The organism is Moraxella sp. ZY210820, from assembly GCF_030674635.1.
Taxonomy (GTDB): domain Bacteria; phylum Pseudomonadota; class Gammaproteobacteria; order Pseudomonadales; family Moraxellaceae; genus Acinetobacter.
Map to the genome: position 1 here is coordinate 730,757 of NZ_CP089978.1, position 26,945 is coordinate 757,701.

26 protein-coding genes and 1 pseudogene are annotated in these 26,945 nt (G+C 34.9%); 17 read left to right on the forward strand and 10 right to left on the reverse strand.

The features are described 5' to 3' along the window. The first annotated feature begins 212 nt into the window (after positions 1 to 212). The 13 genes from leuC to leuB all read left to right on the forward strand — a co-directional run bounded on the left by leuC (position 213) and on the right by leuB (position 8,879). The gene (gene leuC / locus LU301_RS03720) at positions 213 to 1,634 is read left to right on the forward strand and encodes a 3-isopropylmalate dehydratase large subunit (protein WP_305272671.1); all 1,422 of its coding nucleotides are present in this window, start codon (positions 213 to 215) and stop codon (positions 1,632 to 1,634) included. 68 nt (positions 1,635 to 1,702) lie between these two features. Beyond that, the gene (locus LU301_RS03725; RefSeq protein ID WP_305272673.1) at positions 1,703 to 2,365 is read left to right on the forward strand and encodes a DUF4272 domain-containing protein; all 663 of its coding nucleotides are present in this window, start codon (positions 1,703 to 1,705) and stop codon (positions 2,363 to 2,365) included. Positions 2,366 to 2,493: 128 nt separating this feature from the next. Next, positions 2,494 to 2,814: a hypothetical protein gene (locus LU301_RS03730; protein ID WP_305272675.1), complete on the forward strand. Its 321-nt coding sequence runs from the start codon at positions 2,494 to 2,496 to the stop codon at positions 2,812 to 2,814. 59 nt (positions 2,815 to 2,873) lie between these two features. Further along, entirely contained in the window at positions 2,874 to 3,230 is a 357-nt protein-coding gene (locus LU301_RS03735) for a hypothetical protein (RefSeq protein ID WP_305272678.1), read from the forward strand. A 5-nt stretch (positions 3,231 to 3,235) separates the two neighbouring features. After that, positions 3,236 to 3,556, forward strand: a complete 321-nt coding sequence (locus LU301_RS03740; protein WP_305272682.1) for a hypothetical protein — start codon at positions 3,236 to 3,238, stop codon at positions 3,554 to 3,556. A 7-nt stretch (positions 3,557 to 3,563) separates the two neighbouring features. Further along, on the forward strand, positions 3,564 to 4,145 hold the full coding sequence (locus LU301_RS03745) for a nucleotidyltransferase family protein (protein WP_305272685.1): 582 nt from the start codon (positions 3,564 to 3,566) through the stop codon (positions 4,143 to 4,145). Positions 4,146 to 4,157: 12 nt separating this feature from the next. After that, positions 4,158 to 4,691 (forward strand): YbhB/YbcL family Raf kinase inhibitor-like protein, encoded by a 534-nt coding sequence (locus LU301_RS03750; RefSeq protein WP_305272688.1) that lies wholly within the window; start codon positions 4,158 to 4,160, stop codon positions 4,689 to 4,691. A gap of 27 nt (positions 4,692 to 4,718) precedes the next feature. Then, a complete protein-coding gene (locus LU301_RS03755; protein WP_305272691.1) occupies positions 4,719 to 5,093 on the forward strand; it encodes a hypothetical protein in 375 nt (124 codons plus the stop codon). Positions 5,094 to 5,096: 3 nt separating this feature from the next. Beyond that, the gene (locus LU301_RS03760; RefSeq protein ID WP_305272694.1) at positions 5,097 to 5,513 is read left to right on the forward strand and encodes a PIN domain-containing protein; all 417 of its coding nucleotides are present in this window, start codon (positions 5,097 to 5,099) and stop codon (positions 5,511 to 5,513) included. Positions 5,514 to 5,526: 13 nt separating this feature from the next. Beyond that, entirely contained in the window at positions 5,527 to 6,177 is a 651-nt protein-coding gene (leuD, locus tag LU301_RS03765; protein WP_305272697.1) for a 3-isopropylmalate dehydratase small subunit, read from the forward strand. Between the two features lie 64 nt (positions 6,178 to 6,241). Then, positions 6,242 to 6,841, forward strand: coding sequence for a hypothetical protein (locus LU301_RS03770; RefSeq protein ID WP_305272699.1), 600 nt, complete (start codon positions 6,242 to 6,244; stop codon positions 6,839 to 6,841). 339 nt (positions 6,842 to 7,180) lie between these two features. Further along, positions 7,181 to 7,765, forward strand: coding sequence for a hypothetical protein (locus LU301_RS03775; protein WP_305272701.1), 585 nt, complete (start codon positions 7,181 to 7,183; stop codon positions 7,763 to 7,765). Positions 7,766 to 7,799: 34 nt separating this feature from the next. Then, entirely contained in the window at positions 7,800 to 8,879 is a 1,080-nt protein-coding gene (leuB, locus tag LU301_RS03780) for a 3-isopropylmalate dehydrogenase (RefSeq protein WP_305272704.1), read from the forward strand. A 203-nt stretch (positions 8,880 to 9,082) separates the two neighbouring features. On the opposite strand, the gene LU301_RS03785 is transcribed toward leuB, so the two are convergent. From LU301_RS03785 to LU301_RS03805, 5 genes are all read right to left on the reverse strand, one after another. Continuing rightward, positions 9,083 to 10,495: a surface lipoprotein assembly modifier gene (locus LU301_RS03785; RefSeq protein ID WP_305272707.1), complete on the reverse strand. Its 1,413-nt coding sequence runs from the start codon at positions 10,493 to 10,495 to the stop codon at positions 9,083 to 9,085. A gap of 90 nt (positions 10,496 to 10,585) precedes the next feature. Beyond that, complete coding sequence (locus tag LU301_RS03790; RefSeq protein WP_305272709.1) at positions 10,586 to 11,371, reverse strand: transferrin-binding protein-like solute binding protein; 786 nt, start codon at positions 11,369 to 11,371, stop codon at positions 10,586 to 10,588. A 73-nt stretch (positions 11,372 to 11,444) separates the two neighbouring features. Next, positions 11,445 to 11,969: a hypothetical protein gene (locus LU301_RS03795; RefSeq protein ID WP_305272712.1), complete on the reverse strand. Its 525-nt coding sequence runs from the start codon at positions 11,967 to 11,969 to the stop codon at positions 11,445 to 11,447. 5 nt (positions 11,970 to 11,974) lie between these two features. Beyond that, positions 11,975 to 14,659, reverse strand: a complete 2,685-nt coding sequence (mutS, locus tag LU301_RS03800; protein WP_305272714.1) for a DNA mismatch repair protein MutS — start codon at positions 14,657 to 14,659, stop codon at positions 11,975 to 11,977. Positions 14,660 to 14,856: 197 nt separating this feature from the next. Further along, positions 14,857 to 15,030: a hypothetical protein gene (locus LU301_RS03805; protein WP_305272719.1), complete on the reverse strand. Its 174-nt coding sequence runs from the start codon at positions 15,028 to 15,030 to the stop codon at positions 14,857 to 14,859. A 162-nt stretch (positions 15,031 to 15,192) separates the two neighbouring features. Between LU301_RS03805 and LU301_RS03810 the strand changes: the two genes are divergently transcribed. Beyond that, positions 15,193 to 16,683, forward strand: a complete 1,491-nt coding sequence (locus LU301_RS03810) for a WG repeat-containing protein (protein ID WP_305272722.1) — start codon at positions 15,193 to 15,195, stop codon at positions 16,681 to 16,683. Positions 16,684 to 16,744: 61 nt separating this feature from the next. Here the strand turns inward: LU301_RS03810 and LU301_RS03815 are convergent, their stop codons facing one another. The 4 genes from LU301_RS03815 to LU301_RS03830 all read right to left on the reverse strand — a co-directional run bounded on the left by LU301_RS03815 (position 16,745) and on the right by LU301_RS03830 (position 20,753). Continuing rightward, entirely contained in the window at positions 16,745 to 17,512 is a 768-nt protein-coding gene (locus tag LU301_RS03815) for a M23 family metallopeptidase (protein WP_305272724.1), read from the reverse strand. Positions 17,513 to 17,695: 183 nt separating this feature from the next. Then, positions 17,696 to 18,313, reverse strand: coding sequence for a bifunctional phosphoserine phosphatase/homoserine phosphotransferase ThrH (thrH, locus tag LU301_RS03820; protein WP_305272726.1), 618 nt, complete (start codon positions 18,311 to 18,313; stop codon positions 17,696 to 17,698). 163 nt (positions 18,314 to 18,476) lie between these two features. Continuing rightward, the gene (locus tag LU301_RS03825) at positions 18,477 to 19,358 is read right to left on the reverse strand and encodes a MaoC family dehydratase (protein ID WP_305272728.1); all 882 of its coding nucleotides are present in this window, start codon (positions 19,356 to 19,358) and stop codon (positions 18,477 to 18,479) included. Beyond that, positions 19,359 to 20,753: a 3-oxoacyl-ACP reductase gene (locus tag LU301_RS03830; RefSeq protein ID WP_305272729.1), complete on the reverse strand. Its 1,395-nt coding sequence runs from the start codon at positions 20,751 to 20,753 to the stop codon at positions 19,359 to 19,361. It lies immediately after the preceding gene. Between the two features lie 251 nt (positions 20,754 to 21,004). Here LU301_RS03830 and LU301_RS03835 point away from each other — a divergent pair. Further along, positions 21,005 to 22,285, forward strand: a pseudogene (locus tag LU301_RS03835) (acetyl-CoA C-acetyltransferase); the annotation flags it as partial. 52 nt (positions 22,286 to 22,337) lie between these two features. On the opposite strand, the gene LU301_RS03840 reads toward LU301_RS03835, so the two are convergent. Further along, positions 22,338 to 24,947, reverse strand: coding sequence for an AAA family ATPase (locus LU301_RS03840; RefSeq protein WP_305272731.1), 2,610 nt, complete (start codon positions 24,945 to 24,947; stop codon positions 22,338 to 22,340). Positions 24,948 to 25,162: 215 nt separating this feature from the next. On the opposite strand from LU301_RS03840, the gene prmC reads away from it, so the two are divergent. Together prmC and LU301_RS03850 are read left to right on the forward strand one after the other, a co-directional pair. After that, on the forward strand, positions 25,163 to 25,981 hold the full coding sequence (gene prmC / locus LU301_RS03845) for a peptide chain release factor N(5)-glutamine methyltransferase (protein ID WP_305272735.1): 819 nt from the start codon (positions 25,163 to 25,165) through the stop codon (positions 25,979 to 25,981). Positions 25,982 to 26,034: 53 nt separating this feature from the next. After that, positions 26,035 to 26,919 carry an NAD(P)-dependent oxidoreductase gene (locus LU301_RS03850; protein WP_305273942.1) on the forward strand — a complete coding sequence of 295 codons (885 nt, stop codon included), beginning with the start codon at positions 26,035 to 26,037 and terminating at the stop codon, positions 26,917 to 26,919. Positions 26,920 to 26,945: the final 26 nt, after the last annotated feature.

Below are 26,945 nucleotides of genomic sequence, written 5' to 3' on the forward strand. Positions count from 1 at the left end.
TTTTTGTAAAATCAATGAATTAAGAGTGTGTCATATGTTCCTAACGACTCAATAATGAGTTAAATTTAGCATATTATGATTTTAAGTTGAGAATAGCGTAAATTATTCCTAAAACTTATTAAATTTATAAAAATCATAAATTAGATTTATTATTTTATTATGCTATAATGCAGAAAGTTTTAACATTTTACCCAACCATTCGGAGATGAGAAATGGCAGGCAGAACTTTATATGACAAACTTTGGGACGACCATTTGGTCAAACAGCGTGATGACGGCTCATCATTGATTTATATAGACCGTCAATTATTGCACGAAGTAACCAGTCCACAAGCATTTGAAGGCTTACAACTTGCAGGGCGTACCCCTTGGCGTTTGTCGGCGAATATTGCAACGCCAGACCACAATGTGCCAACATCGACTAAAGAGCGTTCACAAGGTATTTCGGGTATTGAAGACGATACTTCTCGCATTCAAGTTAAAACCCTTGATGATAACTGTAAAACTTTTAATGTGGTGCAATTTGGTATTAATGATGACCGTCAGGGTATTGTTCATGTTGTTGGTCCTGAACAAGGCTTGACCTTGCCGGGAATGACGGTGGTATGTGGCGATAGTCATACTGCAACACATGGTGCTTTGGGCTGTTTGGCTCATGGCATTGGTACATCGGAAGTTGAACACGTGCTTGCTACACAATGTCTTGTACAAAAGAAAATGAAAAATATGCTGGTGCGAGTGGACGGTAAATTGGGCAAAGGTGTTACCCCAAAAGACGTGATTTTGGCAATCATCGGCAAAATTGGCACGGCAGGTGGTACAGGCTATGCCATTGAATTTGGTGGACAAGTGTTTCGTGATATGTCGATTGAAGGACGTATGACGGTGTGTAATATGGCAATTGAAGGTGGTGCAAGGGTTGGACTTGTAGCTGTAGATGATAAAACCATTGACTATGTCAAAGGTCGTCCATACGCTCCAACTGGTGAAAATTGGGATAAAGCAGTTGCTTATTGGAATACCTTAAAATCGGACGATGATGCTCATTTTGATGCGGTAGTTGTGTTAAATGGCGATGAGATTGAACCACAAATTTCTTGGGGAACTTCGCCTGAAATGGTCATTCCAGTATCTAAAACTGTACCAACGCTTGATATGGCAAAAGATGAAGTACAAAAAAATGATTGGACACGAGCTTATCAATATATGGGCTTAACTGCTGGTCAATCATTGTCTGATATTACCCTTGACCGTGTGTTTATTGGTTCTTGTACAAACTCTCGTATTGAAGATTTAAGAGAAGTTGCCAAAATCGTTGAAGGTAAAAAAGTGGCGAGTACGATTAAACAAGCAATGGTTGTAGCAGGTTCAGGGCAAGTCAAAAAACAAGCGGAACGTGAAGGTTTGGATAAAATCTTTATTGATGCGGGATTTGAATGGCGTGAGCCAGGGTGTTCAATGTGTCTTGCGATGAATGCGGATAAATTGCAATCAGGTGAACATTGTGCTAGCACTTCCAACCGTAACTTTGAAGGTCGTCAAGGCAATGGCGGTCGTACGCACCTTGTTAGCCCTGCAATGGCGGCAGCGGCGGCAATTCACGGACATTTTGTGGATGTGCGGACGGTGGCGTAAGGCGTGAAAATAAGACAATCTGTGATATGATGGGTTGTCTTATTTTAAATTAAAGCAAAGGTGTTTTTATGAAAACTGCAGAACAACGCAAGCAATTATCCATTGAACAACTAAAAAATGAGGGCATTGCCTATATTGATTGGTTGCCAGTCATAGAAGATGAAAGCGAAGCTGAATTAAAAACACCATTGGAAATCGCAAAACGCTTAATCGCCTGTATGCTGTGCATTCAAGCAAGTTTTGACCAAAGAAATGATGATTATGATGTAGAAGTTGTTATTTTTTATCAAAAACTATTAAAGCAATTTCAAATTGATAATTTAACCGAAAAAGAGTTGATTGTCTTTGAGCAAAAAGGCGATGAGCAAGATTTGCTTAATATGACTTGGAAATATGAAGCGTGTTGGGCATTATTATGGGCATTGGGTTTAATTGATGAATTAAAATTCCCAAATGAACCAATGACCCACGATGAATGCCATTTTGCGATTGAGGTGGTTTCTAGTAATGCAGATATTGATGAATTTTTGTCAAAAATCAAAATGCGTTCACTTGATGAAATTTTAGACCAAGCTGATTTAATTTATCGTTATCATTGGGCGTGTGTGGACGCTCGTATTAATGGCAAGGAAGTTAATTTAGATGGTAGTGTCGTTATGGAACGTCGTGCAGGATTGGATTGGTTGTTTAGAGTTGATGCAGATTGGGATTATCCTGATTTAAATACTTAATATTTTGCATAGATTATGAAATTAGCTCAATGATAGGTAATATAACTTTACAAAAAAATAAGTATTATCCAAAATTAAGTATAAATCCATAGTTATAATATGGTTTTGTTTGATATTGTGGAGCTTTTATGCAAAGACTACTTTTAACCTTACCATTCATTGTAACTTTAACCGCTTGTGTTGCTCCAGTTGTTGAGAGCAACGGTAAAACAGTACCTGTGCTTATTCAAACGCCAACACCTGCGGTGATTATTGATGCACGTGAAACAACTAAAATTGACCCACAAGCACCAATCTATGTATGTAAATTAAAACCATTTATCGATACTTATCAGAGTGAAAATATCAATCGTGGTAAGGCAAAATTGGCAGTGCAAAAAAAATGTCTTGCGGATAATGACGAAATGTTTTGCCAAGAAAAAGATATTGAATGTACAGAATATAAATAATGGTTAAATAAGACAATCTGTGTTATGATTGTCTTATTTTTTAATTAGGGCATGATAAAATGTCTTTTTGCCAATTTGTTACAGTTATTTCCAATAATACGCTCAATAAAATTCCCAAAGAATATGCTCATCAACGTATATTTTTGGCAACAATTGCGTTGATGCCAATGTATTTAGAGATTCATCGTTTAGATTTGTGGGAAATGGCTTGTCAAAATGCCTATATAGAAAAAGATTATCGACCTTTGTCTGATAAAATGGAACAATTGATTATGGATATTTTTGATTTTGCTAGAGTTAATCTTTATTGTGCTTATGATAAGATAATTGCCGAAAAAGAATGGTTGATATTAAGACAGCAATTTATTGAGCAACAGATTGCCTTTCCTGATTATTATGATTTTGGGCGGTGGTAATTTTAATGAGTTATTCTGAACTGATTAAAACCTTAATCATTGACCCAATTGCCATAGCTGATGAATTATGGGTATTTAAAATTGAAATATTTAAACATTCACAAAAAGGTTATTTTGCGACCCTTTGGCGGTTGGATATGTATAATATCCAACCAACTTTTCCAACCGTAACAGGGCATATTGCTAGTGAAAGTTTCTTTATTGATGATAGTTTTCGTTTTGATGGTTTGGGATTATATGGCGATGATTTAAAATATTTTAAAACGCTTGATGATTGTCAAACTTATGTGTTAAAGTGTATTAGCGATAATTTTAATTTATCTTAAATGACAAATGAATTATTTGGAACAAACCGAACGCTTAATCCGTGAAATCAATCAAATTCACGCCCAATATTCAGCCGATTATTTTGAAACAGGTAAGGTTGAAAAAGTGAATTTATCACGCACGCTTGCCAATGTGCCAACTGAGCATATTTTAGCGTATCGGCTAAACTTGCACGAAGCAATTAACGATTATTTATTTTTTGCCGATATTAAAGACATTCATTTTTATTATCGTGTCAAAACCACCGAAAGCATTAATGATAAGATACAGCGATATTTATTAAGAGAAAATCAATATCCTGTAAATAACATTTTAAATGATATTTTTGGGGCAAGAATGATTTTGCCGTCTGAATGTATTGGCGATATTTTAAATCATTTAGATGCCTATAAAGAAAAATATCAACTAAAAAATTGGTATTTGCGAGATGTAGATGGCTATATTGGCATTCATATTTATTTTAAAAATGCCAGCAATTTTTATTATCCTTGGGAATTACAAATTTGGGATATTAAAGATGCCAAAGCCAATATCCAAAGCCATCGTTTGTATAAACGAGACTTTGTAAATCATTTAACTCAAACCTAAAAAGGAGCTTTTATGAACGACTTAGCTAAAAACACTTACATCGATGTGCGTAACCCTGCCCAAAATGCTGGTGAAATGGTGTTATTCTGTGCCGATATTAAAGAGGGCGATACGCTGTCCAATGACTATGTCGCCAATATTTGGGGCTTTACTGGCAATAATATCAGTCCCAATCTTAAATGGCAAAACGCCCCAAGCGAGACCAAAAGTTTTGTGCTGACAATGTACGACCCAGACGCTCCGACAGGCTGTGGTTTTTGGCATTGGAATGTGTTTAATATTCCTGCCGATTGGAATGAATTACCAAAAGGCAAATCGGGTGAGTTTGGTAATGGTATTTTAGAATTAAAAAATGACGCTTCCCTTGATGGTTTTATTGGGGCATTTCCGCCCAAAGGCGATAAACCGCACCGTTATATTTTTACCTTATACGCCCTAAATGAAATGCTGGATTTGCCAAATACCATAAGCCCTGCGGTTTTGGGCTTTAATTTAAATGGTAAAGTATTGGCAACAGCAAGTTTGACGGCTTATTATAGTTGGTAAATTGAATGTCAATTAAAAGGATAAATTATGCAAACCATAACATTGTCTATCCACGAAAATCATTTGGCAAAACTTATCAACTTTTTGGTAAGTTTGCCAAAAAATGATGTAAAAGTTTTGGAAAATTCATCTGATATGAACTCACTATTTGGTTCTTGGGAAGATGACAGAACGGCTGATGAAATTATTCAAGATATTAAAAATAATTCTAATGATGTGATATTAGAAAAGGATATTGATGACTATTCATCTTTGGATTATTTGGCGGTCAGTGAAGATAAAACTGATAAAGATTGGATTACCAATTTTTTGGCAATGACCGAAAAGGCATCAAAAAATATTGCTACGCATTTGCCACAAAATGAGCGTGGCTGGACAAGAGATGATATCTATGAGCGATAAAGTATGAGCGATAAAGCCTTTATTGATACGAACATTTTGGTTTATACGGTTGATGGGCGATTTCCAGAAAAACGCCAAATGGCATTGGATTTAATTGCTAACTTGCACGCTAATCAAAATCTTGTCATTTCCACCCAAGTTTTGCAAGAGTTTTTTAATGTTACCACTTATAAACTAAAATTAGACCCAGTTGAAATGCAAAATACAGTTGCCAATTTGAGTAAATTACCAACCGTATTAACCGATATTTCGTTAATTGAACAAGGCATTAAAGTGAGCATTCATCACAAATTAAGATTGTGGGATGCTTTAATGATTGTGGCTGGATATAGAGCTGATTGCAAAATAATGTATTCCGAAGATTTAACACACGGACAAATTATTCAAGGCATTCGCATATTAAATCCCTTTAAACTTTAAAAAGGCAAAAATTATGAAACAATACACCACCGAAATCGGCATTGTTGCCCCCCTAGACCGTGCCAATGTGGATACGGATTTGATTATCCCTAAGCAGTTTTTAAAATCCATTAAACGCACAGGCTTTGGCGATAATTTATTTGACGAACTGCGTTATTTGGACGAAGGCTATTTGGGGCAAGACATTTCAAAACGCCCAAAAAACCCTGATTTTGTGCTAAATCAAGACCGCTATCAAGGGGCAACGATTCTCTTGGCTCGCACCAATTTTGGCTGTGGTTCTAGTCGTGAACACGCTCCTTGGGCATTGAATGAATATGGCTTTCGCACTGTGATTGCCCCAAGTTTTGCTGATATTTTTTATAATAACTGCTTTAAAAACGGAATGCTTCCTGTGATATTAACAGAAAGTGAAGTTGATGAGTTGTTTAAAGAATGTTTTAATAATGTCGGCTATCAATTAACCGTTGATTTGGAAAATCAAAAAGTGATTTCTCCATCTGGTAAAGAATATGCTTTTGAAGTGGACGCATTTCGTAAGCATTGTCTATTAAATGGTTTAGATGATATTGGTTTGACTTTACAAAATGCCAATGATATTAAGGCGTTTGAAGAGAAAGCGAAAAATGAGCGTCCTTGGGTGTTTAAAGAGTTAAATGCTTAATATTTGATAGATAAAAAGAGCCTTATTTTGGATTATTAAATTTGGCTCTTTTAATGGGGGGTCTATGTTTTTATTTCCTAGTATAGACAAAGAAATTTATCCGCTTGAAATCAAAGGTTTTAAATTTAATTCATCAAAAGATTTTATTTTAGGGACTTTTGGTGGGTTAAAAAATGTTTCTTTGGATAAAATTACTTATGAAAAATATAATTTATTGTTGGAAAAATCTCCCAAATTAACAAAGAAATTATTTCCAAGTACATATAAGTATGTAAAGGATGAAAAGTATAAAGATTCTGACTTGATGACAAATGAGTTGAAAGATATTGATATTTATTTATCAGAAGGTCAAACTGTATTTCACGGTGGCGATTGTCCGTTACAGAACCCAAAAATTGGAGATATTTTGTCAGTTTCCCCAATATTTTCTGCTACTATTAACCCACAGGAGGCATCTCTACACGCATTACAAAATGATAAGAATATCCATTATTTTTGGAGTATAGAGTTAAGTCAAAATACAAGAGTATTTCCTGCTTGTATTGAAGATCAAAATGAATTTGAAGTCATTATTTTGGATGGGTTGAATTTAAAGGTTGTGGATATACAACAGATTTCAGATAATCAAACTTCAATGACTTTTTTGTTTTTAGAGCAAATTTAATTCGGTTAATTTATTTTTAATAAGGAATAATCTTTATGAAACACATTGCAATCCTAAAAGGCTAATAGCAATGATTTTCAAAACTTGTGGAAAAAGCCAAAATAGGTAGATTGAGATGTTTAGAGAATTAACAGCTTAATCTACAAAATCTTGCTCAAAACCGTTTAAGTTTTAAACTTTATCAACGGTTTTGGGCTAAGTGCAATCATACATCATTCAAAAATAAAACCCATCATAAAAATTATTCAAATGGTAAAAGAATATAAGAAACAAGATTTTGCTATATTTGCTTTTTTTTTGTATAATGCCTACAGATTATAGATTTAGGTGATGATGAAAATGATGAACAAATCCTATGCTGTGATGTTACTCGCAGGAGCTATGGCTATAGGTCTAAGTGCTTGTCATAGCTTACCATCATCGAATACAGCTAATTTTACAGCAACAGGTCATTCTGAACAAACAGCACACTTGAGTTGTACTGGGGTCAGTTATTGTCAATTTGAACGTATTGATAATATCCAATTGGTAAATCCAGATAATGATTGGCTAACCATGCAAGCTTTACGTACTGGTATGATTAAGCTAAAAAGTTCAAATATAAAACAAGGTAAGGTTGCGTTTGATTTAACTGTTTCTGCACAACAGCATGAAATCAGTGTTAAATTTTATCCTGTATCAGAGTATCGTGCTGAGAAGTTTACTATTATTCATAAGTTTCAAGCGGGACAACATTATCAACTTATGATGTACCGTCAGCGTATTAAACATGAAAGTTTATTGGAAGTTTCTGCCCCTGACCCTTTATGTGTAGATTTGCAACAAGGCGACACAACAATTCGCCGTTTCTGTCGTACACATAATGCAGTATCAGGTTTTGGCGAGTTTGTGGAACAAAATCTACAAAACAAAAGTAAAGTTTAATATTATATTTTAAATCAAAGGTTTAGGAATTGCTATGTCAAAACATATTTTAATTTTAGCAGGTGATGGTATTGGTCCAGAAATTGTCGCTGCTGCTGAACAAGTTTTAACACGCATCAATGAAAAATTTGCATTAGGTTTTACTTGGGAACATGGTTTATTAGGTGGTGCAGCCATTGATGAATATGGTGAACCATATCCTGCCGTAACCAGTGAACAAGCTCAAAAAGCAGATGCGATTTTACTTGGTGCAGTGGGTGGACCTAAGTGGGATACAATTGAACGTTCTATTCGCCCAGAGCGTGGTTTATTAAAAATTCGTAGTGAATTAAATTTATTTGCAAATTTACGTCCTGCGATTTTATATCCACAATTAGCTAGTGCATCGAGTCTTAAACCTGAAATTGTATCAGGTTTGGATATTTTAATTGTTCGCGAATTAACGGGTGGTATTTATTTTGGTCAGCCTCGTGGTATTCGTCAATTAGAAAATGGCGAAAAACAAGGCTATAATACCGATGTTTATAGCGAAAGTGAAATTAAACGTATTGCTAAAGTTGCATTTGAAATGGCAAGTTTACGTGGTGGAAAAGTCTGCTCGGTGGATAAAGCCAATGTATTAGAAGTGACAGAATTGTGGAAACAAACAGTTACCGATTTACAGCAAGCTCAATATCCAAATATTGAATTGTCGCATATGTATGTAGATAATGCCGCAATGCAATTAGTGCGTGCACCAAAACAATTTGATGTGATTGTTACGGGTAATTTATTTGGTGATATTTTATCGGATGAAGCAGCAATGCTTACAGGCTCTATAGGTATGTTACCATCAGCGTCTTTAGATGAAAATGGTAAAGGTATGTATGAACCTTGTCATGGGTCTGCACCAGACATCGCAGGGCAAAATAAAGCCAATCCATTAGCAACGATTTTATCAGTTGCCATGATGTTACGTTATACTTTCCGTGAAGAAACAGCAGCGAAAGCGATTGAAGATGCGGTAGGTAAGGTGTTAGACAAAGGTTTACGCACAGCCGATATTATGTCTGAAGGTACAACATTAGTGGGTACTAAAGAAATGGGGCAAGCGGTTGTTGATGCCTTAAATTAAAGTTTTAATTATATAGTCGATTTATATCGAAACAGTACAATAAATGTAGGGGTTTATTATATAAACCCTTTTTAAATCAATTATTTGGGCGTATATGATATGCTCCTGCTGTTCAATCATGAATTAAATTTACTATACATTTTTAATTAAAAGCCTTATCAAGATTGTATTGATAAGGCTTTAATATCGACATTTAGAATAAACTAAAACCGTTTACTAATTTCTAAGAATACTTGATTTTTATCTCTATCATATATAAAGTGTTTGCTATCAGTTTTCTGCCATTGCCAAGTGATTTTAGGCGTAAAACCTTTCCAATGTAATGCTTTGTGCCATAAGGTCGTTTGCATAAAATATTCAGTATCTTGTCGTTGAATTTGAAAAATATCAGGGGCTTGATAATCACGTTGGGCTATACCGATTTGGCTACTGCTTGAAATTCCATAATTCCAATCTTGTTCCCAACCAACACGCATACCAACCCGTTGATAACTATCACTTTTATCTTTAACTTGCTCAATCATAAAATCAACGCCTGCGAACCATGATTGTTGTGGCGAATGTATATATAATACAGTCAAGGCATTATTCCACAGCCAACCATCTAAAAAATCACGTTGTTGATGATGCTTTTCGCTATATTGCACCGTAGCAAAACCATGCCATTGTGTATTAAAATGATATTGTCCTTGTGTACGAACGCCTAATTCTTGAGCATAAGATTGTCCAGCAAACCAACGATAACGATAAAAAGGCAAAATTGCAACATCAAAATCAGCACTTTGATAAGCGAGACCCATGTGAGCTTGTAGGGAAATATCATCAAACCGATGAGCATTCCAATAACTTTCTCCATTTAAAAATATGCCACTTTGCCATGACCAATGGTTAAAGAATGATTGATTTTTTTGTAAAGATACATCATAGCCTAAGCCCTGAGCGGAAATTGGGGTAGGGAACCGCCATACACCATAATGCTGATGTTTAGGTGCTTGGTTAATATTTTCATTATTTAAATAACGTACATTGGCATTCACTTGCCATTTTTGTTGTTTTTTGAGCCATTGTTCAGCATTAGTTAATTGTTGAGCAATCTCTTGGGGTAAATCTTTATCTGCTTGGATTTTCATAATCTGTTGTTGGGCGACATTCCATTGCTTATCTAAAATTAAATTTTCGACTAAACGCACTCGTATTGGCGTTAAATCATTTCGCTTAGCAATTATTTTTCTATAAATATCAATAGCTTGAGCATAATTTCCATCAGATTGAGCAATGGTTGCTTGAGCATACATGAGTAATATTTCATCATATTGTTGCCATTGTTGATAAATGGGAATTAAAACACGCACGCCACCGATATTGTGTTCAGCTAAAGCATTGTCTAATAATTGTTCTAAAAATTGCGGTTGAGCCAATAATTCTTGCTCGGTCATTTCCGTGACGGTGTTTTGTTGCTGTACGCTTGATGATGAAGTAATTTCTTGATTTTGTTGTATATTTTTGCGTTGTTGTTGAGTTAAATCAGCCTTAATCCAATCATCAGTTGGATTTGATGTTTGAGCAAAAATTGTACTTGAATATAAGCACAATACGCAACCATATATGAGTTTCATCAATTCTTCTCATCATTCAACATTAAACAGAAATGCCAAGTTAAAACAATAACTTGGCATAATTTATTCAGCTCAATATTATCCTAGCTTTTATTTTTTTGCACCAAATGCACCGCTGATATTGCCTGTGGTATTTTTGTACACACCGCCCATTTCTTCAGCATTTGGACCGTAGAAATGTCCTGTAGTGGTAAATGTACCTACAGTACCATTAAACTTATTACCATCAATTTTTGCACCTAATATTGCAATCGTATTACGTGTACCTTCATCTCGGATTTGACCTGAGATTTGTTTATTAGCGTAGTTTACATCAAACTCAGCATCTTTTATTTTTACTTCACCATTCTGGATGTGAGCAGCTTTACCTGTATAAATAAACTGACCTGTAGTTGGCATTTTTTCAGCTAAATTCCCTTGAGCAAAGAGTACAGGAGCATTTGAACCTTCACGTAAATAGCCGTAGCGTGTGTATTGTAAATTAGAACTACCACCCGTACGAGCCATATTGTTTGCATTCATATTAATGGTATTACCACCGATTCCAGTTTGCATAAAAGTCAATTTTTGACCATTGACCACGACAATATTTTTATCTGTCGTTGCAGCGGTTGCAGTTGCTGAATTATTAGCACGTTTAGCCGTTGCATTATTCAGATTTAATAGATTACCTTGAATGGTCGTATCTAATTTGTCAGTGTTTGTTTGTGCGTTATTATTGGTCGTGGTACCAACCACTGTTGTACCACCATTATTGTTACCGCCACCGCCATTATTATTGACCATTGGGGTTGGGTTACTTGAACCGCCACCACCGCCACAAGCAGTTAAAAGGGCAGTTGCTAGGCTCAAACCTAATAAAGCCGATTTTTTCATAAATATGACTCCAATACATCTATATGCATATATAGGTTAAATTAGCATAAAATGATATAGAATACAAATCAATTTAATGATTATTTTTCACAATATTTACCACATAATGTTTTGCTAACCATAAACTTTTATTTTCATCGATAAATGTTGCACAAATTTTATCATTGATATGCAAGTCAGTAATACTTACTTGTGTATTGGGCGATAGTTGATAAGATTTTTGTGTAGTTTGTAATTGAATATAAGATGTGCCAAAAATACTTTTACGAGCCTTAATATGTTTATGGCTAATATATCCGCAATAGGTTTCTTGTTTAGGTAATTCTAAATCAATCAACCAACTGGCAGTTTTATAACTTAACGCACCAAAAAATAAGATAAAAACCATCAATAATTCTTTGGTGCGTTGTTGATATTTTGCATCATCATCATTATCTGTTTGATGATTTGCTCGCCATTGTAAAATAAAATAAATTGCTGTCATTGCTAAGGCAATACCAACAAAACACAGCCAATAATCATTCAACCAAATCCACGCACAAATATAAATGGCAAATGCAATACGAAAATCCCAACTGTGAATGGATAATGGCTTCATGGATATTATTCCTTCAGTAACTCTTTGAGTTGATATAATTGCTCCAACGCTTGACGTGGGCTTAAATCATCAATATTCAACTGTTTTAATTGCTTAATAATGGGTGATGGTTTTTCCACTTCAATATATTCAATCTGTGGTGATGACATTATCTGCTGTTGTGTATTATGCTCAACATGATGGATAATATCTTCTGATTCAGCAAATAAATCCGCTTGCTGATTTTGTGGCGTAGCGATTTGCTGTTTTTCTAAAATTTTTAGGCGTTTTTGTGCTTCTTTAATCACGCTGGTTGGAATACCTGCCAATTTTGCCACTTGCAAACCATGACTTTGGCTGGCTGGGCCTGCTTGAACTTTGTGCAATAAAATCAAATTGCCATTGGCTTCTACAGCGGTAACGTGTTGATTTTGAATATGTGCTTGATTACCCAATTCGGTCAGCTCAAAATAATGTGTCGCAAATAGACATAAGCATTTGATTCGTTTAGATAAGTCTAATACACACGCCCACGCCAATGACAAGCCATCATAGGTACTTGTACCACGTCCGACTTCGTCCATCAACACTAAAGAATGTGCAGTTGCATGATGTAAAATTTGAGCTGTTTCAGTCATTTCCACCATAAATGTGGATTTACCTGTCGATAAATCATCAGCCGAGCCAATACGGGTAAAAATACGGTCAATCGAGCCTAATTTTGCCGATTGAGCAGGCACAAAACTGCCACAATACGCCAAAATACAAATCAATGCGGTTTGTCGCATATAAGTCGATTTTCCGCCCATATTTGGACCAGTAATAATCGATAAACGATGTTGTTGATTTAATAATGTATCATTAGCAACAAAAGCGGTTTTACTTAATGCTTCCACCACAGGATGACGACCTGCAATAATTTCAATGCCAATATCACTGGTATATTCTGGGCGTACCCAATGGCGTAATCGAGCTTGATAAGCAAAATTACATAACACGTCTAGTTGAGCAATCGCATTCGACATTTGCTGTAACTCGGCAATATGCTGTTGTAAATGTTTTAAAATCTGTTCAAATAAATATTTTTCTCGTGCCAATGCTCGTGCATCGGCAGATAATATCTTATCTTCAAACGTTTTTAATTCTGGTGTAATAAAACGTTCAGCATTTTTTAAAGTTTGACGGCGAATATAATCACTTGGTGCATTTTCTGCTTGCCCACGTGTCAGTTCAATAAAATAACCACTCACTTTATTATAAGCGATTTTTAAATTGGCAATACCTGTACGTTGGCGTTCTTTTAATTCCATTTGAATTAAAAAATCACCTGCATTATCTTTCATTTGTCGTAATTCATCTAATTCAGGGTCAAATCCTGTGGCGATGACATTACCATCTCGTAAAACTACTGGCGGTAATTCGACAATCGCATGGCATAAATGTTCATATAAGGGTTGAAAATCGCCTAATTGCTGGGTCAGTTCGGTTAATAATCCTTGTGTATGGGTATTTAAAATCGGTTGTAAAGCGTGGCGTAATAATGGAATTTGTGCAAAGGCTTGGCGTAATTGCACTAAATCTCGAGGACGAGCTGAACCTAAAGCCACACGACTTAAGACTCGTTCAATATCGCTAATTTCTTGTAAAACTAAACGAATTGGTGTTTCGTGATAACCTTGCAATAATATATCAATACTTTCTAAACGTTGTTCTAAAATGGCAGTATCTCGCATCGGTTGCATTAAAAAACGATGTAATAAACGTCCGCCCATTGCAGTTTTACAATCATTGATTAAACTAAATAATGATGTGCCATGTTCAAATAAAGGTTGCGTAATTTCTAAATTTTTACGAGTGATATAATCAATGGCGATATATTGCTGACTGTTTTCTACACGCAATGAGCAAATATGCGGTAAAGCAGTTTTTTGCGTTTCTTTAGCATAATGAATTAAGGCACTGGCAGATGCTTTGGCTAAAGGTAATTCATCAACGCCAAAACCAGATAATGTACTCACCCCAAATTGGTCGCATAAAGTTTTATCGGCATTTTTAATATTAAAATCGACATTTGGACGTTTGGTAATGGTGCATTCTAAAGTATTTTTAATAATATCGATAATATTGGTATCTACCATATCTTCATCGATAATAATTTCACTCGGCATTAAACGTGCTAATTCTAATGGAAATTGTTCTAATTTATATTCAATTTGTTGTACTTTAAAAATCCCTGCACTTAAATCCAATAATGCCATACCGATTTGTTGTTGTTGAATACATAATGCCAATAAACTTGATGATTGATGTTGTCCCAATAAATTATCATCAGTCAATGTACCTGCGGTGATTAAACGTACGACTTCACGCTCAACAGGGGCTTTGCCAGTCACTTCGCCCACTTGTTCACAAATGGCAATGGCTTGTCCTGCTTTGACTAAACGGGTTAAATAACGGTCAGCTGAATGATAGGGTACACCTGCCATTGGAATCGGTTGCCCATTACTTTTCCCACGATGGGTGAGGGTAATACCCAGTATTTTAACCACAGTATGAGCATCATCAAAAAATAACTCATAAAAATCGCCCATACGATAAAATAATAATGCGTTTGGATATTCTTTTTTTACCTGTAAATAATGTTGCATCATCGGTGTATGCGTGTCGATATGTGCTAGAGCTTGGGCGGTTGTGGCTGATGATTGACTCATGGGGATATTCCAAAAATAAATGTTGCTCGATAAATTTTAATGGCTAAGGTTTAAAAGGATATTCTAAAAACATGTGAATATTGGATTTGTAGGGGCGAATTATCATTCGCCCAATAATCATCATTTGAAATTGGGCGAAAAATTTTTCGCCCCTACATGCCAACATTTTCAAAATATATTTTGAAAAAGTAATATCTTTACATATTTTGTGCTTGATGGCTTAAGTCATGGTTAGAATCAAGTTTCTCTACAAAATCTTTTTTCACATTCAGCCATATTAAAAACTGTTCATCAGTGTCAAAATCAGGTACACGAATCACAGGAGCATCTATGGCTCGTTTCATACGCTCAAGGTCAAACTCTAAAAACATGACTTTACTCCATATTTTGCTTGTTGAGTTTGTCTTGAAGTATATAAGCTAAACCGTCTAAAATCAAATTTTATTTTTGCGATTTTATGGCAGAATTAGGCTTGGAATTGCTGAAAAATTATGCTATATTGTTGAAAATATCATCAAAATAGGTGACTTGTGATGCTTCATTTTTCATTTAAATTCCCATGCAAAATTTTGCTGAGTGCATTGTTATTGGGTGCAATGCAACAAAGTATGGCATATTCAATCGGTATGTGTGAAGATTATGTTCCACCAATTGAAAATATCATGGATGGGGAATATCACGAAATTTATTGCCCGAGTGATGGTATTGTGTTGCTAAAAAATGATAGTGATGATACAAAAGCACCTAAAGCCCATTATTTTTCTCAACACACAGGAAAAAAGTTATTCTATTATGATGATGGTACGATGTTTAATGATGGGGTGGCAACAGTAGAAAAAGATGGAAAATGGGGACTGATTGATAGCAATAATAAAGTGATTATTCCATTTCAATATGATAAATTATCTATCACGTATAAAGCACCTTATTGGTTGATTGCCCGTCAAAATGAAAAAGAAGGCATGATTGATAGACAAGGTCAAATTAAAATTCCATTTGAATATGATGATATTGGACAGTTTTCTGATGGTTTAGCCAGAGTTGAAAAAGATGGTAAAACTGCTTTTATCAATACCCATAATAAAGTCGTGATTGATTGGACAGAGCGGGAATATGAAACAGAGTTTACTCATGGTTTAACTTATTATCATAAAAATGGTAAAAATCATGTGGTTGATAGTACAGGAAAAATCTTATTTTCTACACCTTATCATATTAGCTATATTGATAAAAATCATATTATTATCATTCATAATGAAAAATATGGCTTACTTAATCATCAAGGTAAAGTGATTTTACCACCGATTTATCAATATATTGCCAGTGAAAAACAAGGCTTAATTGCTGTGGCTAAAAATAATAAACTTGGCTTTGTTGATAAACATGGTAAAATCATCGTACCAATACAATATGATTATCAAGATGAAGATTATATCTATCATACTGGTAAATTGTATTATATCAATGATGTAGTGAAAGTACGTCAAGTGGGTAAATATGGTAAATGGGGGTTATTAAATACGCAAGGGAAAATCGTTGCTCCATTTATTTATGATTATATGCAACATGGTTTAGGTGATAAAACATGGGATAATTCTTCTTTTAAAAATCCACCAAAACGACAGCAAGAACAATATTGGATTGCAGTGTGGAAAAATGGTAAAGCTGGTTTTATCGATAATACAGGGAAAATAAAAATCCCTTTAGAATATGATGAAGTTTTTCCATATTCAGAAGGTAAAGCTGCGGTAGTAAAAAATGGTAAAATTGGTTTTATTGATGCGAAAAATAACACCGTTGTACCATTTAAATATCAATATGTACGCCGTTCTTATGCTGAAGGATTACCTACTAGTTATCAACCATATTTCTTTTTTGGTGGTAAAGCGATGATGCTTAATCCAAATGTAAAATATGAAGATAATCAAGAATATCCTGATGACTATGGCGATGAAAAACCGTTTTATATTGATGAACGGGGGCAAGTGATATATGGAGAATATCGACCTGCAAAATTAAAGTAGAGAACAAGTTCATAAAATGTACGATAAAAACATCGTGCATTTTATGATTGATACCAATCCATCAAGGAATTAATTTACGGGCATCTGTTGCTTGTCCATTTTGTTTTAATTGAAATGCTAACATAGGCTGTTGCACATCTAAACCTGACATACCCATTGTAGCGATTTGCTGACCTGCTTGTACAGATTGCCCATTATGTACCAATAAATTATTATTATGGGCATAGACACTTACGTAACCATTATCATGTTGAATCATGATTAAATTACCAAAACGAGCTAAATCACCATACTCATTGGTAGGTGAGGCATAAACTACTGTTCCACTTGCCACTGCATAAATTGGGTCATTCATTTGCCCAAAATAGTATAGTGCATAATTAGATGAATTGAGCGTAGGACTGTAGTGATTTAATGTTGGTTTAAACCATTGTTGGTAAACGTTTGATGATATTGTGGTATTTGGTGTTGGTTTATTGATGACAGGTGTTGGTCTGCTAACAGTTGTAGTTGATGTTGTATTTTTATTTGGCATAACTTGTAAGCGTTTAGCACCTTTTAGGCGTAATTTTTGCCCAACATGAATTAAATTATAAGGTGCTGGAATATTGTTAATTTGGGCAATACTCACATAGTCAAGAGCGTATTTTTGTCCGATTTTACTTAAGCTATCGCCATATTGAACTGTATAATATAAAGGCACAGGAATATTTCTGATTTGTTTAGAACCATAATGTGTTGTAGTGGTACAAGCAGTTAAAGTTAAAATACTTGAGCAAAGTGTAACTAAAGCTAATTTTTGACAAAATGATTTAGAAAAATTTAACATAATGATAATTCCCCACATAAAACGCATTCAGCTATGTAGCATAGCAAATAAATATGTGGAAAATATTAATAATAAAATAAATATAACTAAAGAATAACTTAAGATAACACGTGATAATAAAAAATTCACATAGTGAGACCATGTGAATTTTTATGATGTTATATTTGTACAGGACTAAGCTTATTATTCTGGAATCTTACGCTGAGAAACAGAAATAATCGCTTTTTTCAATGCATCATAACCATGAATAGCAGGGAATTGTGGGAATTCTGCAATTACATTTGCAGGGGCATCAAATAAGAAACCATGATCAGCTTCACTTAACATCGTTGTATCGTTATATGAATCACCTGCTGCAATTACACGGAAATTTAAACCATGCAATGCTTTAACCGCTTCACGCTTTTGGTCTGGCTGACGTAATTTATAATCAGTAATTAAACCTTGTTCATTGACTTCTAATTTATGACAGAAAATGGTTGGCCAGCCAAGTTGTTGCATGAGTGGGTGAGCAAATTCATAGAATGTATCAGATAAAATAATGAGTTGGAAGTGTGTACGCACCCATTCAACAAATTCCTTCGCACCAGGTAAAGGTCCCATATCTGCAATCACAGCTTGAATATCAGGTAAACCTAAGTTATGTTGTTTTAAGATATTTAAACGTTGTGTCATCAATACATCATAATCAGGAATATCACGTGTTGTTGCTTCTAACTCTTTGATACCTGTTTTTTTAGCGAAATTAATCCAAATTTCAGGGACTAATACGCCTTCTAAATCTAAGCAAACGATTTCCATCATTTCTACCTAAAAAATCAGTTAAACATCACATTATTTTAGCATATTGTGATGATTTCTAACATCATCTAATTATATTTAACGTGAGTTTGGAGTGTTTTTTGTTAAGCCGAATTTAGGTTACATAGAGAAACACCGTACAGATTGTGTACGGTGTTTATGATTAATTTTGAATAATGACCATCGTCATATGTGGTTTATTGCCATCATGCTGACGCAGTAATACTTGCGTTTGTTGCCCATTTTGTTCGCTTAATAATTCGACTTTGGCAGGCAAGAATATCGGTAATTTAAACTGTACATCAAGCTGATAAGCAGGCGGTAAAGTTAAATTTGCCAATGCACGAGCATTCGACCACATACCATGAGCAATTGCACGTTTAAAGCCAAATAATTTTGCGGTTTTTTCATGCAAATGAATTAAATTAAAATCTCCTGAAATCATTGCATAACGGCGACCTAAATCTTCAGCTAATGTCCATATTGCAATAGGCTGATAATTCGGCACATCATCATGAGATTTTTCTTTATTTTTACTTTCTGCTGTTTTTTGACGTGATAAATAAGTGGTTTCTGCTGTTATAACCACTTCATCATCTACTTTTACAGCGATGATAAAGGCAAATTGCACGCCTTTATCATGCGGTTGCAGTTCGCCAAATTGACAGCTTAGGCTCACATGTTCATGTTGATGAATCGGACGACTTTGCTCAATACGATTAGCGATATGCACCAAGCCCAAAATATCAAATGGGAAGGCTTCTTGACTCATCATTTGCATTTGTAAACTTTGAGCCAACACCGCAAAATAAATCGCTGGTACAGTTCCATTATCAGGAAATTCACAAATATTCAAATATTTGCGTAAATGATTGACATCAACCTGAAAATCATCAACGAGATATTGCACTTCAGGAAGTTGCGTACCAATTTGAGCACGTTTTTTCGCCTTAAATTTATTGAGCTGTCCCAAAACCACGCTTTTTAATACATTGGGATAAGCCTGATAGGCTTTAGGAAATTCTTTAAAATGCACGATTTTCATTTACGCCCCTAACACACTTTGACCACAGACACGCACCACATTACCATTTAAACCAGTCGATGCAGGTGATGCAAAATAAGCAATCGTTTCCGCCACATCGACAGGTAAACCGCCTTGACTCATCGAATTCATACGGCGACCTGCTTCACGAATGGCAAATGGAATTTGAGCGGTCATTTGTGTTTCGATAAACCCCGGAGCAACAGCATTAATGGTAATATTATTTTCTAAATGCGGTGCCGTATATTTAACGATACCAATCACACCTGCTTTTGATGTCGCATAATTGGTTTGTCCTAAATTACCTGCAATACCACTAATTGACGACACGCAAATAATACGACCATTAAAATTAACTGCTTTATTTTCCAATAAATAATCGTTAATACGTTCAATCGCAGATAGGTTAATATTCATCACTAAATCCCATGCCTCTGGTTTCATATTGGCAAGGGTTTTATCACGAGTAATACCAGCATTATGCACGATAATATCTAAGCCACCCAATGCTTCAGCGTGTTTCGCAATTTGTTCACCTGCATCATCAGCGGTAATATCTACAGCTAAGGCTTCACCTGAAATATCACGAGCCACACGTTCTAAATCTTGTAATTGTTGTGGCACATCTAAACAAATCACTTTTGCTCCATCACGAGCCAACACCTGAGCGATTGCTTCACCAATGCCACGACTTGCACCAGTAACTACAGCGACTTTACCTGCCAATGGTGCATTCCAATCGAGTTGTACCACATCTGCTTTGTGTACAGTAATCACTTGTCCTGAAACATAGGCTGAACGTGGCGATAATAAGAAACGTAATGAACTTTCGATATTATCTTTGGCATCAGCATCAACGTATAATAATTGAGCTGAAATACCTTTTTTAAATTCTTTTGCAACAGATTTTACAAAACCTTCTAAAGCACGTTGAGCAATTGCTTGTTTTACGCTTGATGCAGTATTTGGATTTAAACCGACAATAATTACACGTCCAGATACTGAAATTTGACGAGCAATCGGATTAAAAAATGCGTAAAGTTGTTGTAATTGTTCACTATTTTCAATACCTGACGCATCAAAAATCACAGCTTTAAATTTGCTATTTTTTTGCTCTGTATTGTAGGCTGATGTGTTTAATTGAGCATCTTTACAAAGATTTTGCACTTGTTCATCATCACCCATGACAAAAGTATTGGCATGAATATGTTTTAAAATTTGTGCGATGTTTGAACCAAATATCCCACCTTGACTTGAACCCAACAATACCGCACCACTCACCACAGGCGTTGGCGATTTAAAACGTTCTAAAATGGTTGGCGATGGTAAGCCTAGATTTTTGACGACCATTTTACCAATTGTTGATGTTGTAAATTGTTGATATTTATCAGTCATGAGAATACTCCAATGTTTGATGATATATTGATGAGTATATTGAATACACCCCAACATTATATCAAGAATATCATACTTCAATCACATCATACCGAACTTTGTCAAGAAATGACTTGACCTAATCGAAATCAAGTATGTCATTTAAGTCAATACAGGCTTATTTATTTTGTGTTACAGTTAAGATAAATGTATATTGACTGATAAATTATAATGTCAGATTAGCCAAATTTGGAGCATTTTTTATGACACAATCTATTCGCAAAGTTGCCATTATTGGCGGAAATCGTATCCCATTTGCTCGTTCTAATACGGTGTATTTTAATGCAACCAATGCACAAATGTTTACCGCTAGTTTAAATGGTTTAGTTGAACGTTATCAATTACAAGGACAACGTTTGGGCGAAGTGGTCGCAGGGGCAGTATTAAAACATAGTCGTGATTTTAATATGACCCGTGAATGCGTACTTGATACCGCACTTGACCCGCAAACCCCTGCTTATGATTTACAACAAGCGTGTGGTACAGGTTTACAAGCGATTATGCAAGTGGCAAATAAAATTGCGTTAGGACAAATTGAAGTCGGCATCGCTGGCGGTGTGGATACCACATCGGACGCTCCTTTAGCGGTTGGTGATGGCTTGCGTAAAGTATTATTAGAATTAAATGTCGCAAAAACTGCCAAAGACCGTTTAAAAGCCTTAACTAAAATCAATGTGAAAGATTTGCTCGATGCACCAAGAAATGGCGAACCACGCACAGGTTTGTCGATGGGCGAACATCAAGCCTTAACCACTTTAGAATGGGGCATTAGCCGTCAAGCTCAAGATGAATTAACCGTGAAAAGCCATCAAAATTTAGCACGTGCGTATGATGAAGGCTTTTTTGATGATTTAATCACCCCATTTTTAGGTGTAGAACGTGACCAAACTTTACGCCCTGATACATCAGTAGAAAAATTGGCGAAATTAAAACCAGTTTTTGGTCGTGGTGATAGTGGCACAATGACTGCTGGAAATTCAACCACTTTGACTGATGGTGCATCGTGTGTGTTATTGGCATCGGAAGAGTGGGCGATTGAACATGGACACGAAATTTTGGCGTACTTGACCTTTACTGAAACAGCAGCCGTTGATTTTATTGGTAAAAATGGCACAAAAGAAGGTTTGTTGATGGCACCAGCTTATGCAATTCCAAAAATGTTGCAACGTGCTGGATTGACACTGCAAGATTTTGATTTTTATGAGATTCATGAAGCCTTTGCATCACAAGTATTATCGACTTTAACTGCGTTAAATGATGAAGATTTCTGTAAAAATCGCTTAGGTTTAGACGCTCCACTTGGTGAAATTGACATGGCGAAACTCAATGTTAATGGTTCATCTTTGGCAACTGGACACCCATTCGCAGCGACTGGCGGACGTATTGTAGCGACAACTGCAAAATTGCTCCATCAAAAAGGTTCGGGGCGTGCCTTAATCTCCATTTGTGCTGCAGGTGGACAAGGCGTAACCGCAATTTTAGAAAAGCCTTAATCTAAACATAAGATACTCACTTAGACTAAGTGAGTATCTTGTTAAATGTTAGCTAACCATAATTATTATCTTTTTTAAAAGTTTTTAATCTACTAGCAAAACTATCTTTCCAATCCTTATAATCCTTAAGATCATTCCTAATTTCAGTTTCGTTTGGCAATTGGGAAATAGTAGATATTCCACCATCATGTTCTGTTATTGAATATTTGCCAAATAGACCTAATAAAAAGTCAATATCTGCTTTTTCCGTAACAATATAGCTAGATAAATTTCCCCTTTTAAAAGCAATATTTTTACTAAACCTTTCGTAGGTTTTACCCGATAAAATCTCTTCAACCGTTCGCTCTAATAGCATTCTAAATCGTTTTCGTGCAGAATCCAATTTCATTTCTCTATCAGATTGTTTATTGGGAGATATAGCTTTATATTCATCTAAAATTGTTATGATTGAATCAATTCGTTGTTGGACATTTTTAGCCAAATATGGAATTTCATCTGTAACAATACCACTAACACCATCATATTTGTCAATACTGGCAATATGACAATCTATTGAGCGTTTGGATTTATGCACATCTATTAATAGCCTTAGAAAAGATAAGTCATGTGTGAAAACAATAATTTGTCGATTTATTGACAATTCAATAATTTTATCAGCAATCAAATCACGATAATTCATATCTAAAGAAGTTACTGGATCATCAAAAATAATTGTATTTTGACGATTATCAATTGTGCATTCTGCCAAAAAATTAGCCAATGCCACGACTCTTTGTTCTCCCTCACTTAAAATTGTATTCATTTTTTGATTACTGCCATTAACATTGAGTTGGCATTGTTGATATGTATTCCCTCTCGTTGTTTTAGTTTTAGCAATTTTAATTTTGCTAGCTAAATCCTGATTAAACGACCCTAAATGCTTAATAAACTCCTCATGTTGTAATGCAACAGATTGGTCCACAATAATTTCACCTATTTTTCGGGAAATCATAGTGGTATTTAATTTAGACTGACATAATTTTAGCCAAGTTTTAGATTGATATTCATCAAAGTATTGAATAACTTTTTCTTTATTGTTGAAAAGAAACTCTTTAGCGACTAATTCATTCAATTCATCAGATAATTTTTGTCTATTTTTAGCTAGCTGAGTATTCTCACCAATTTGTTTATCAATATCTAATATACTTATTTGAATATATTGAGTAATTTTCTTTGGATTGCACACCAATTCCTCCATTTCATTATTCAAAAAAGCAATAATATTTCTTTTACAATCCATAATGGATTGCAAGAATTCATTATAAATATCTTCAAAATTAGGTATATGGTGCAATAACTCTGATAATTCCTCCAAACTTGGAAACTGAATGGAACTATATGAATTTTTTGAGTTATTGATTGTTTTGGTAATAACATCTAATTGTTGTGAAACATCATTTAAAACAAATTCATTAAATACTTCCAATCTTCGTTTTGCTACTTCATCGAGTTCTTGTTGGCACAAAACGCATTTTTGAGCTGATAACAGGGATGGAAAATTATGACCATCTGACAAATGAGAATGATGAGCATATTTTTGAGCAGAATCCCATAATGTACGCCAAGGATTAGTGCCAAAACCATCTAATGTATTAACACTTGACAGTTTTTGACTTGCTAAGAAATATGCTTGACTTACAGAAGCAAATGCATTTTTTATTTGTTGTATGTGACCAACATTATCTTCATTAAATAAATCTTCAATTCTTTTTAAGTGTTCAATATGAAGAGAATAACGTCTTTTTTGGGCGTTTAGATTTTGAATTTTCTCATTAGGATTCTGTTCGTGAAGTAAAGTAGTTAAGTTATTTTTCCTATTTATATTTTCTTGCGTCCACTCAATATAAGATTTAATCTCTAAACGACTTAAGTTTTCCATTGAATTGTACCATTGCGATACTTCTGTTCTTAGTAGCTCATTACTTAAAGAGGGTTTTTGTGTGTGATACGAAGCAATTGAATTTTCAATTTTTTCATTCATTTGCTTAAATGTATCAATAAGCTTTTCTAAAACATCGATGCCAACTGGCTTATATTCATTTGGATTTTCATCGTTAATATAGATATTGCCACAATCGCTATCAAAAACAAAGATAGAGTTCAATAGTGGGTGAGTGTGAGCAGTATTTCCATCCACCCAATTATATTGAATGTCTGAATTATTGTGCTTTAAGGTCAAATCAACCTTTTGTATATTATTTGAAGGATTGAAAATGTTATTCTTCAATTCAATGCTAGAATTTCTACTCCAACACAACTTTCTAAGTATTCTCACATAGCTAGATTTTCCAGAACCATTATTACCATAGACAATTGTTAATCCATCTGGTGCAAACTCTAAATTAGCCTGATTGTCTAAAGCACAAATATTATTCGGATTACTCAATCTGAATAGCTTGGGATAAGTTGAGTTTGGACTTGTAATGGCTGGAAAATGACTACTATTGAACTCTATTGCATTTAGATTGATGGTTGTATCACCACATTCTTTTTTTACCAATAATGTTAGTTCATCAATATCTGTATCTGTAAGGTTTGATTGTGTAATAATTCTTCGCAAAGCATCTTTTATGAATAAAGGCTTATTTTGTGACCAATCTAAAATTTCTTGATAAATAGACATCATTATAATCCTAATAAAATGTATTAATGTATTTTATACTATCAGCTACTTATTTAAATGTCAATATGAACAAATTACTAAATTATCATAAGAAGTTTATATTATCTATCAGTAATATATTGACAACAAAATATCCATTCTTTAGTATGATAACTATTCATAAAACTACAACAAATCCATTATAATATTTAAAATTAACCCTATGATTTACAAGTATGAATATATCCCAAGCACTTGCATTACGCGGAGAATTAGACAGTTATGAACGCCAAGAAAATATGTGGTTATTGGCACATATTTTAAATTGTTCCGCATTAGAATTAAAATTGATGTCAAATGATGAATTGACTGAAACACAACAACAGACTTATTTAACGGCGATTGAGCGTTTAAATACGGGCGAACCTTTAGCCTATATTTTAGGTTCACAACCATTTTGGAGTTTGGATTTAAAAGTAACACATGATACTTTAGTGCCACGTCCAGATACAGAAATTTTAGTGGAAACGGCTTTAAATTTGATATTGCCAACACAAGCAAAAGTATTGGATTTAGGAACAGGTACAGGAGCAATCGCTTTATCTTTAGCGAAAGAACACCCAACATGGCAAGTAGTTGCAACGGATATTTATCAAGCAACTTTAGATGTTGCACAAGAAAATGCTCAAATCCATCAATTATCGAATGTGCAATTTGCTTTGGGGACGTGGTATCAAGCGATTGATAATCATTGTAAATTTGATTTAATTGTTTCAAATCCACCTTATATTGATGCTGTTGATAGTCATCTTGCAAACCTACCTTATGAGCCACGCCGTGCTTTGGTTGCAGAACAGCAGGGTTTAGCGGATTTGGTTGTGATTATTGGTCAAGCACCACATTATTTAAATAAAAATGCTTGGTTAATTGTTGAGCATGGTTATAATCAAGGGCAGGCGATACGAAAGTTATTTTTACAAGCAAAGTTTAGTGATGTTAAAACCATTCGTGATTATGGTGGTAATGAAAGGATTACTTTAGGTTGTTATCGTTGAGCTAGGTCAATATTTCTTATATGATACATATCAAATTATTGATGGAGTTTTAAATCATGAAATCAGTTGCTTTTTTAGGGTTAGGGGCGATGGGCTATCGTATGGCGAGCCATTTGCCTAAACAATTTCAAGATGTGCGGGTATGGAATCGCACGACAGCTAAAGCACAACAACATGCCGAGCAATATCAAACGCAAGCAGTTGATTTGGCAACAGCCTTTCAAGCGGACGTGATATTTTCATGCTTGCCAACTAGTTTAGAAGTATATCATCTAATGTTGCAAGCGGAAGAACATGGTTGGCTTAAAACGGGTAGCATTTGGGTTGATTGTACGAGTGGTGTGCCTGCCTATGCAAAAGCGATGAGTGAAAACTTAAAAACTTATGGCGTGGATTTTTTAGATGCACCTGTAAGTGGGCAAACCATCGGTGCAGAAAATGGCACATTAACGGTGATGGTAGGTGGTCAAGCTGAAGCTTTTGAACGTGTTTATCCTGCTATGCAATGTTTTGGTAAATTAATTCAACATGTAGGTGAAAGTGGGGCAGGTTTTGCAGTAAAAGCTGTCAATAATATGTTGATGGCGGTGAATATTTGTGCAGTTGCTGAAGGGTTAGGCACTTTAAAAGCCCATGGTGTAGATTTAAATTCTGCTTTGACGTGTATCAATGCATCTAGTGGTAAAAGTATGGTTACAGAAACAGTATTTCCACAACGTGTACTCAATCGAGCATTTCCATTAACTTTTGCTCTGCCACTGTTAGATAAAGATACAGGAATTGCCTTAGATTTGGCTCAACAGCAAAAATTAGCCACACCTGTTTTATCAACGGTGCGTAATTTGGTCAATATTGCCAATAGTCAATCAACTGCTAATGATGATTTTTCGACCATTGCCAAAATGTATGAGCAATGGCATAAATCAACATTGGAATAATATAGAATTGATATTTTGAAATGTAG

Bases quoted from the DNA above. Each gene is read 5' to 3' on its own strand.
- LU301_RS03815 (WP_305272724.1), bottom strand. From the start codon at position 17,512: ATGTTAAATTTTTCTAAATCATTTTGTCAAAAATTAGCTTTAGTTACA.
- LU301_RS03725 (WP_305272673.1), top strand. From the start codon at position 1,703: ATGAAAACTGCAGAACAACGCAAGCAATTATCCATTGAACAACTAAAA.
- LU301_RS03745 (WP_305272685.1), top strand. From the start codon at position 3,564: ATGAATTATTTGGAACAAACCGAACGCTTAATCCGTGAAATCAATCAA.
- LU301_RS03840 (WP_305272731.1), bottom strand. From the start codon at position 24,947: ATGTCTATTTATCAAGAAATTTTAGATTGGTCACAAAATAAGCCTTTA.
- thrH (WP_305272726.1), bottom strand. From the start codon at position 18,313: ATGGAAATCGTTTGCTTAGATTTAGAAGGCGTATTAGTCCCTGAAATT.
- mutS (WP_305272714.1), bottom strand. From the start codon at position 14,659: ATGAGTCAATCATCAGCCACAACCGCCCAAGCTCTAGCACATATCGAC.
- LU301_RS03770 (WP_305272699.1), top strand. From the start codon at position 6,242: ATGTTTTTATTTCCTAGTATAGACAAAGAAATTTATCCGCTTGAAATC.
- leuC (WP_305272671.1), top strand. From the start codon at position 213: ATGGCAGGCAGAACTTTATATGACAAACTTTGGGACGACCATTTGGTC.
- LU301_RS03775 (WP_305272701.1), top strand. From the start codon at position 7,181: ATGATGAACAAATCCTATGCTGTGATGTTACTCGCAGGAGCTATGGCT.
- LU301_RS03825 (WP_305272728.1), bottom strand. From the start codon at position 19,358: ATGAAAATCGTGCATTTTAAAGAATTTCCTAAAGCCTATCAGGCTTAT.
- leuD (WP_305272697.1), top strand. From the start codon at position 5,527: ATGAAACAATACACCACCGAAATCGGCATTGTTGCCCCCCTAGACCGT.
- LU301_RS03805 (WP_305272719.1), bottom strand. From the start codon at position 15,030: ATGTTTTTAGAGTTTGACCTTGAGCGTATGAAACGAGCCATAGATGCT.
- leuB (WP_305272704.1), top strand. From the start codon at position 7,800: ATGTCAAAACATATTTTAATTTTAGCAGGTGATGGTATTGGTCCAGAA.
- LU301_RS03790 (WP_305272709.1), bottom strand. From the start codon at position 11,371: ATGAAAAAATCGGCTTTATTAGGTTTGAGCCTAGCAACTGCCCTTTTA.
- prmC (WP_305272735.1), top strand. From the start codon at position 25,163: ATGAATATATCCCAAGCACTTGCATTACGCGGAGAATTAGACAGTTAT.
- LU301_RS03785 (WP_305272707.1), bottom strand. From the start codon at position 10,495: ATGAAACTCATATATGGTTGCGTATTGTGCTTATATTCAAGTACAATT.
- LU301_RS03750 (WP_305272688.1), top strand. From the start codon at position 4,158: ATGAACGACTTAGCTAAAAACACTTACATCGATGTGCGTAACCCTGCC.
- LU301_RS03810 (WP_305272722.1), top strand. From the start codon at position 15,193: ATGCTTCATTTTTCATTTAAATTCCCATGCAAAATTTTGCTGAGTGCA.
- LU301_RS03795 (WP_305272712.1), bottom strand. From the start codon at position 11,969: ATGAAGCCATTATCCATTCACAGTTGGGATTTTCGTATTGCATTTGCC.
- LU301_RS03740 (WP_305272682.1), top strand. From the start codon at position 3,236: ATGAGTTATTCTGAACTGATTAAAACCTTAATCATTGACCCAATTGCC.
- LU301_RS03735 (WP_305272678.1), top strand. From the start codon at position 2,874: ATGTCTTTTTGCCAATTTGTTACAGTTATTTCCAATAATACGCTCAAT.
- LU301_RS03755 (WP_305272691.1), top strand. From the start codon at position 4,719: ATGCAAACCATAACATTGTCTATCCACGAAAATCATTTGGCAAAACTT.
- LU301_RS03830 (WP_305272729.1), bottom strand. From the start codon at position 20,753: ATGACTGATAAATATCAACAATTTACAACATCAACAATTGGTAAAATG.
- LU301_RS03760 (WP_305272694.1), top strand. From the start codon at position 5,097: ATGAGCGATAAAGCCTTTATTGATACGAACATTTTGGTTTATACGGTT.
- LU301_RS03730 (WP_305272675.1), top strand. From the start codon at position 2,494: ATGCAAAGACTACTTTTAACCTTACCATTCATTGTAACTTTAACCGCT.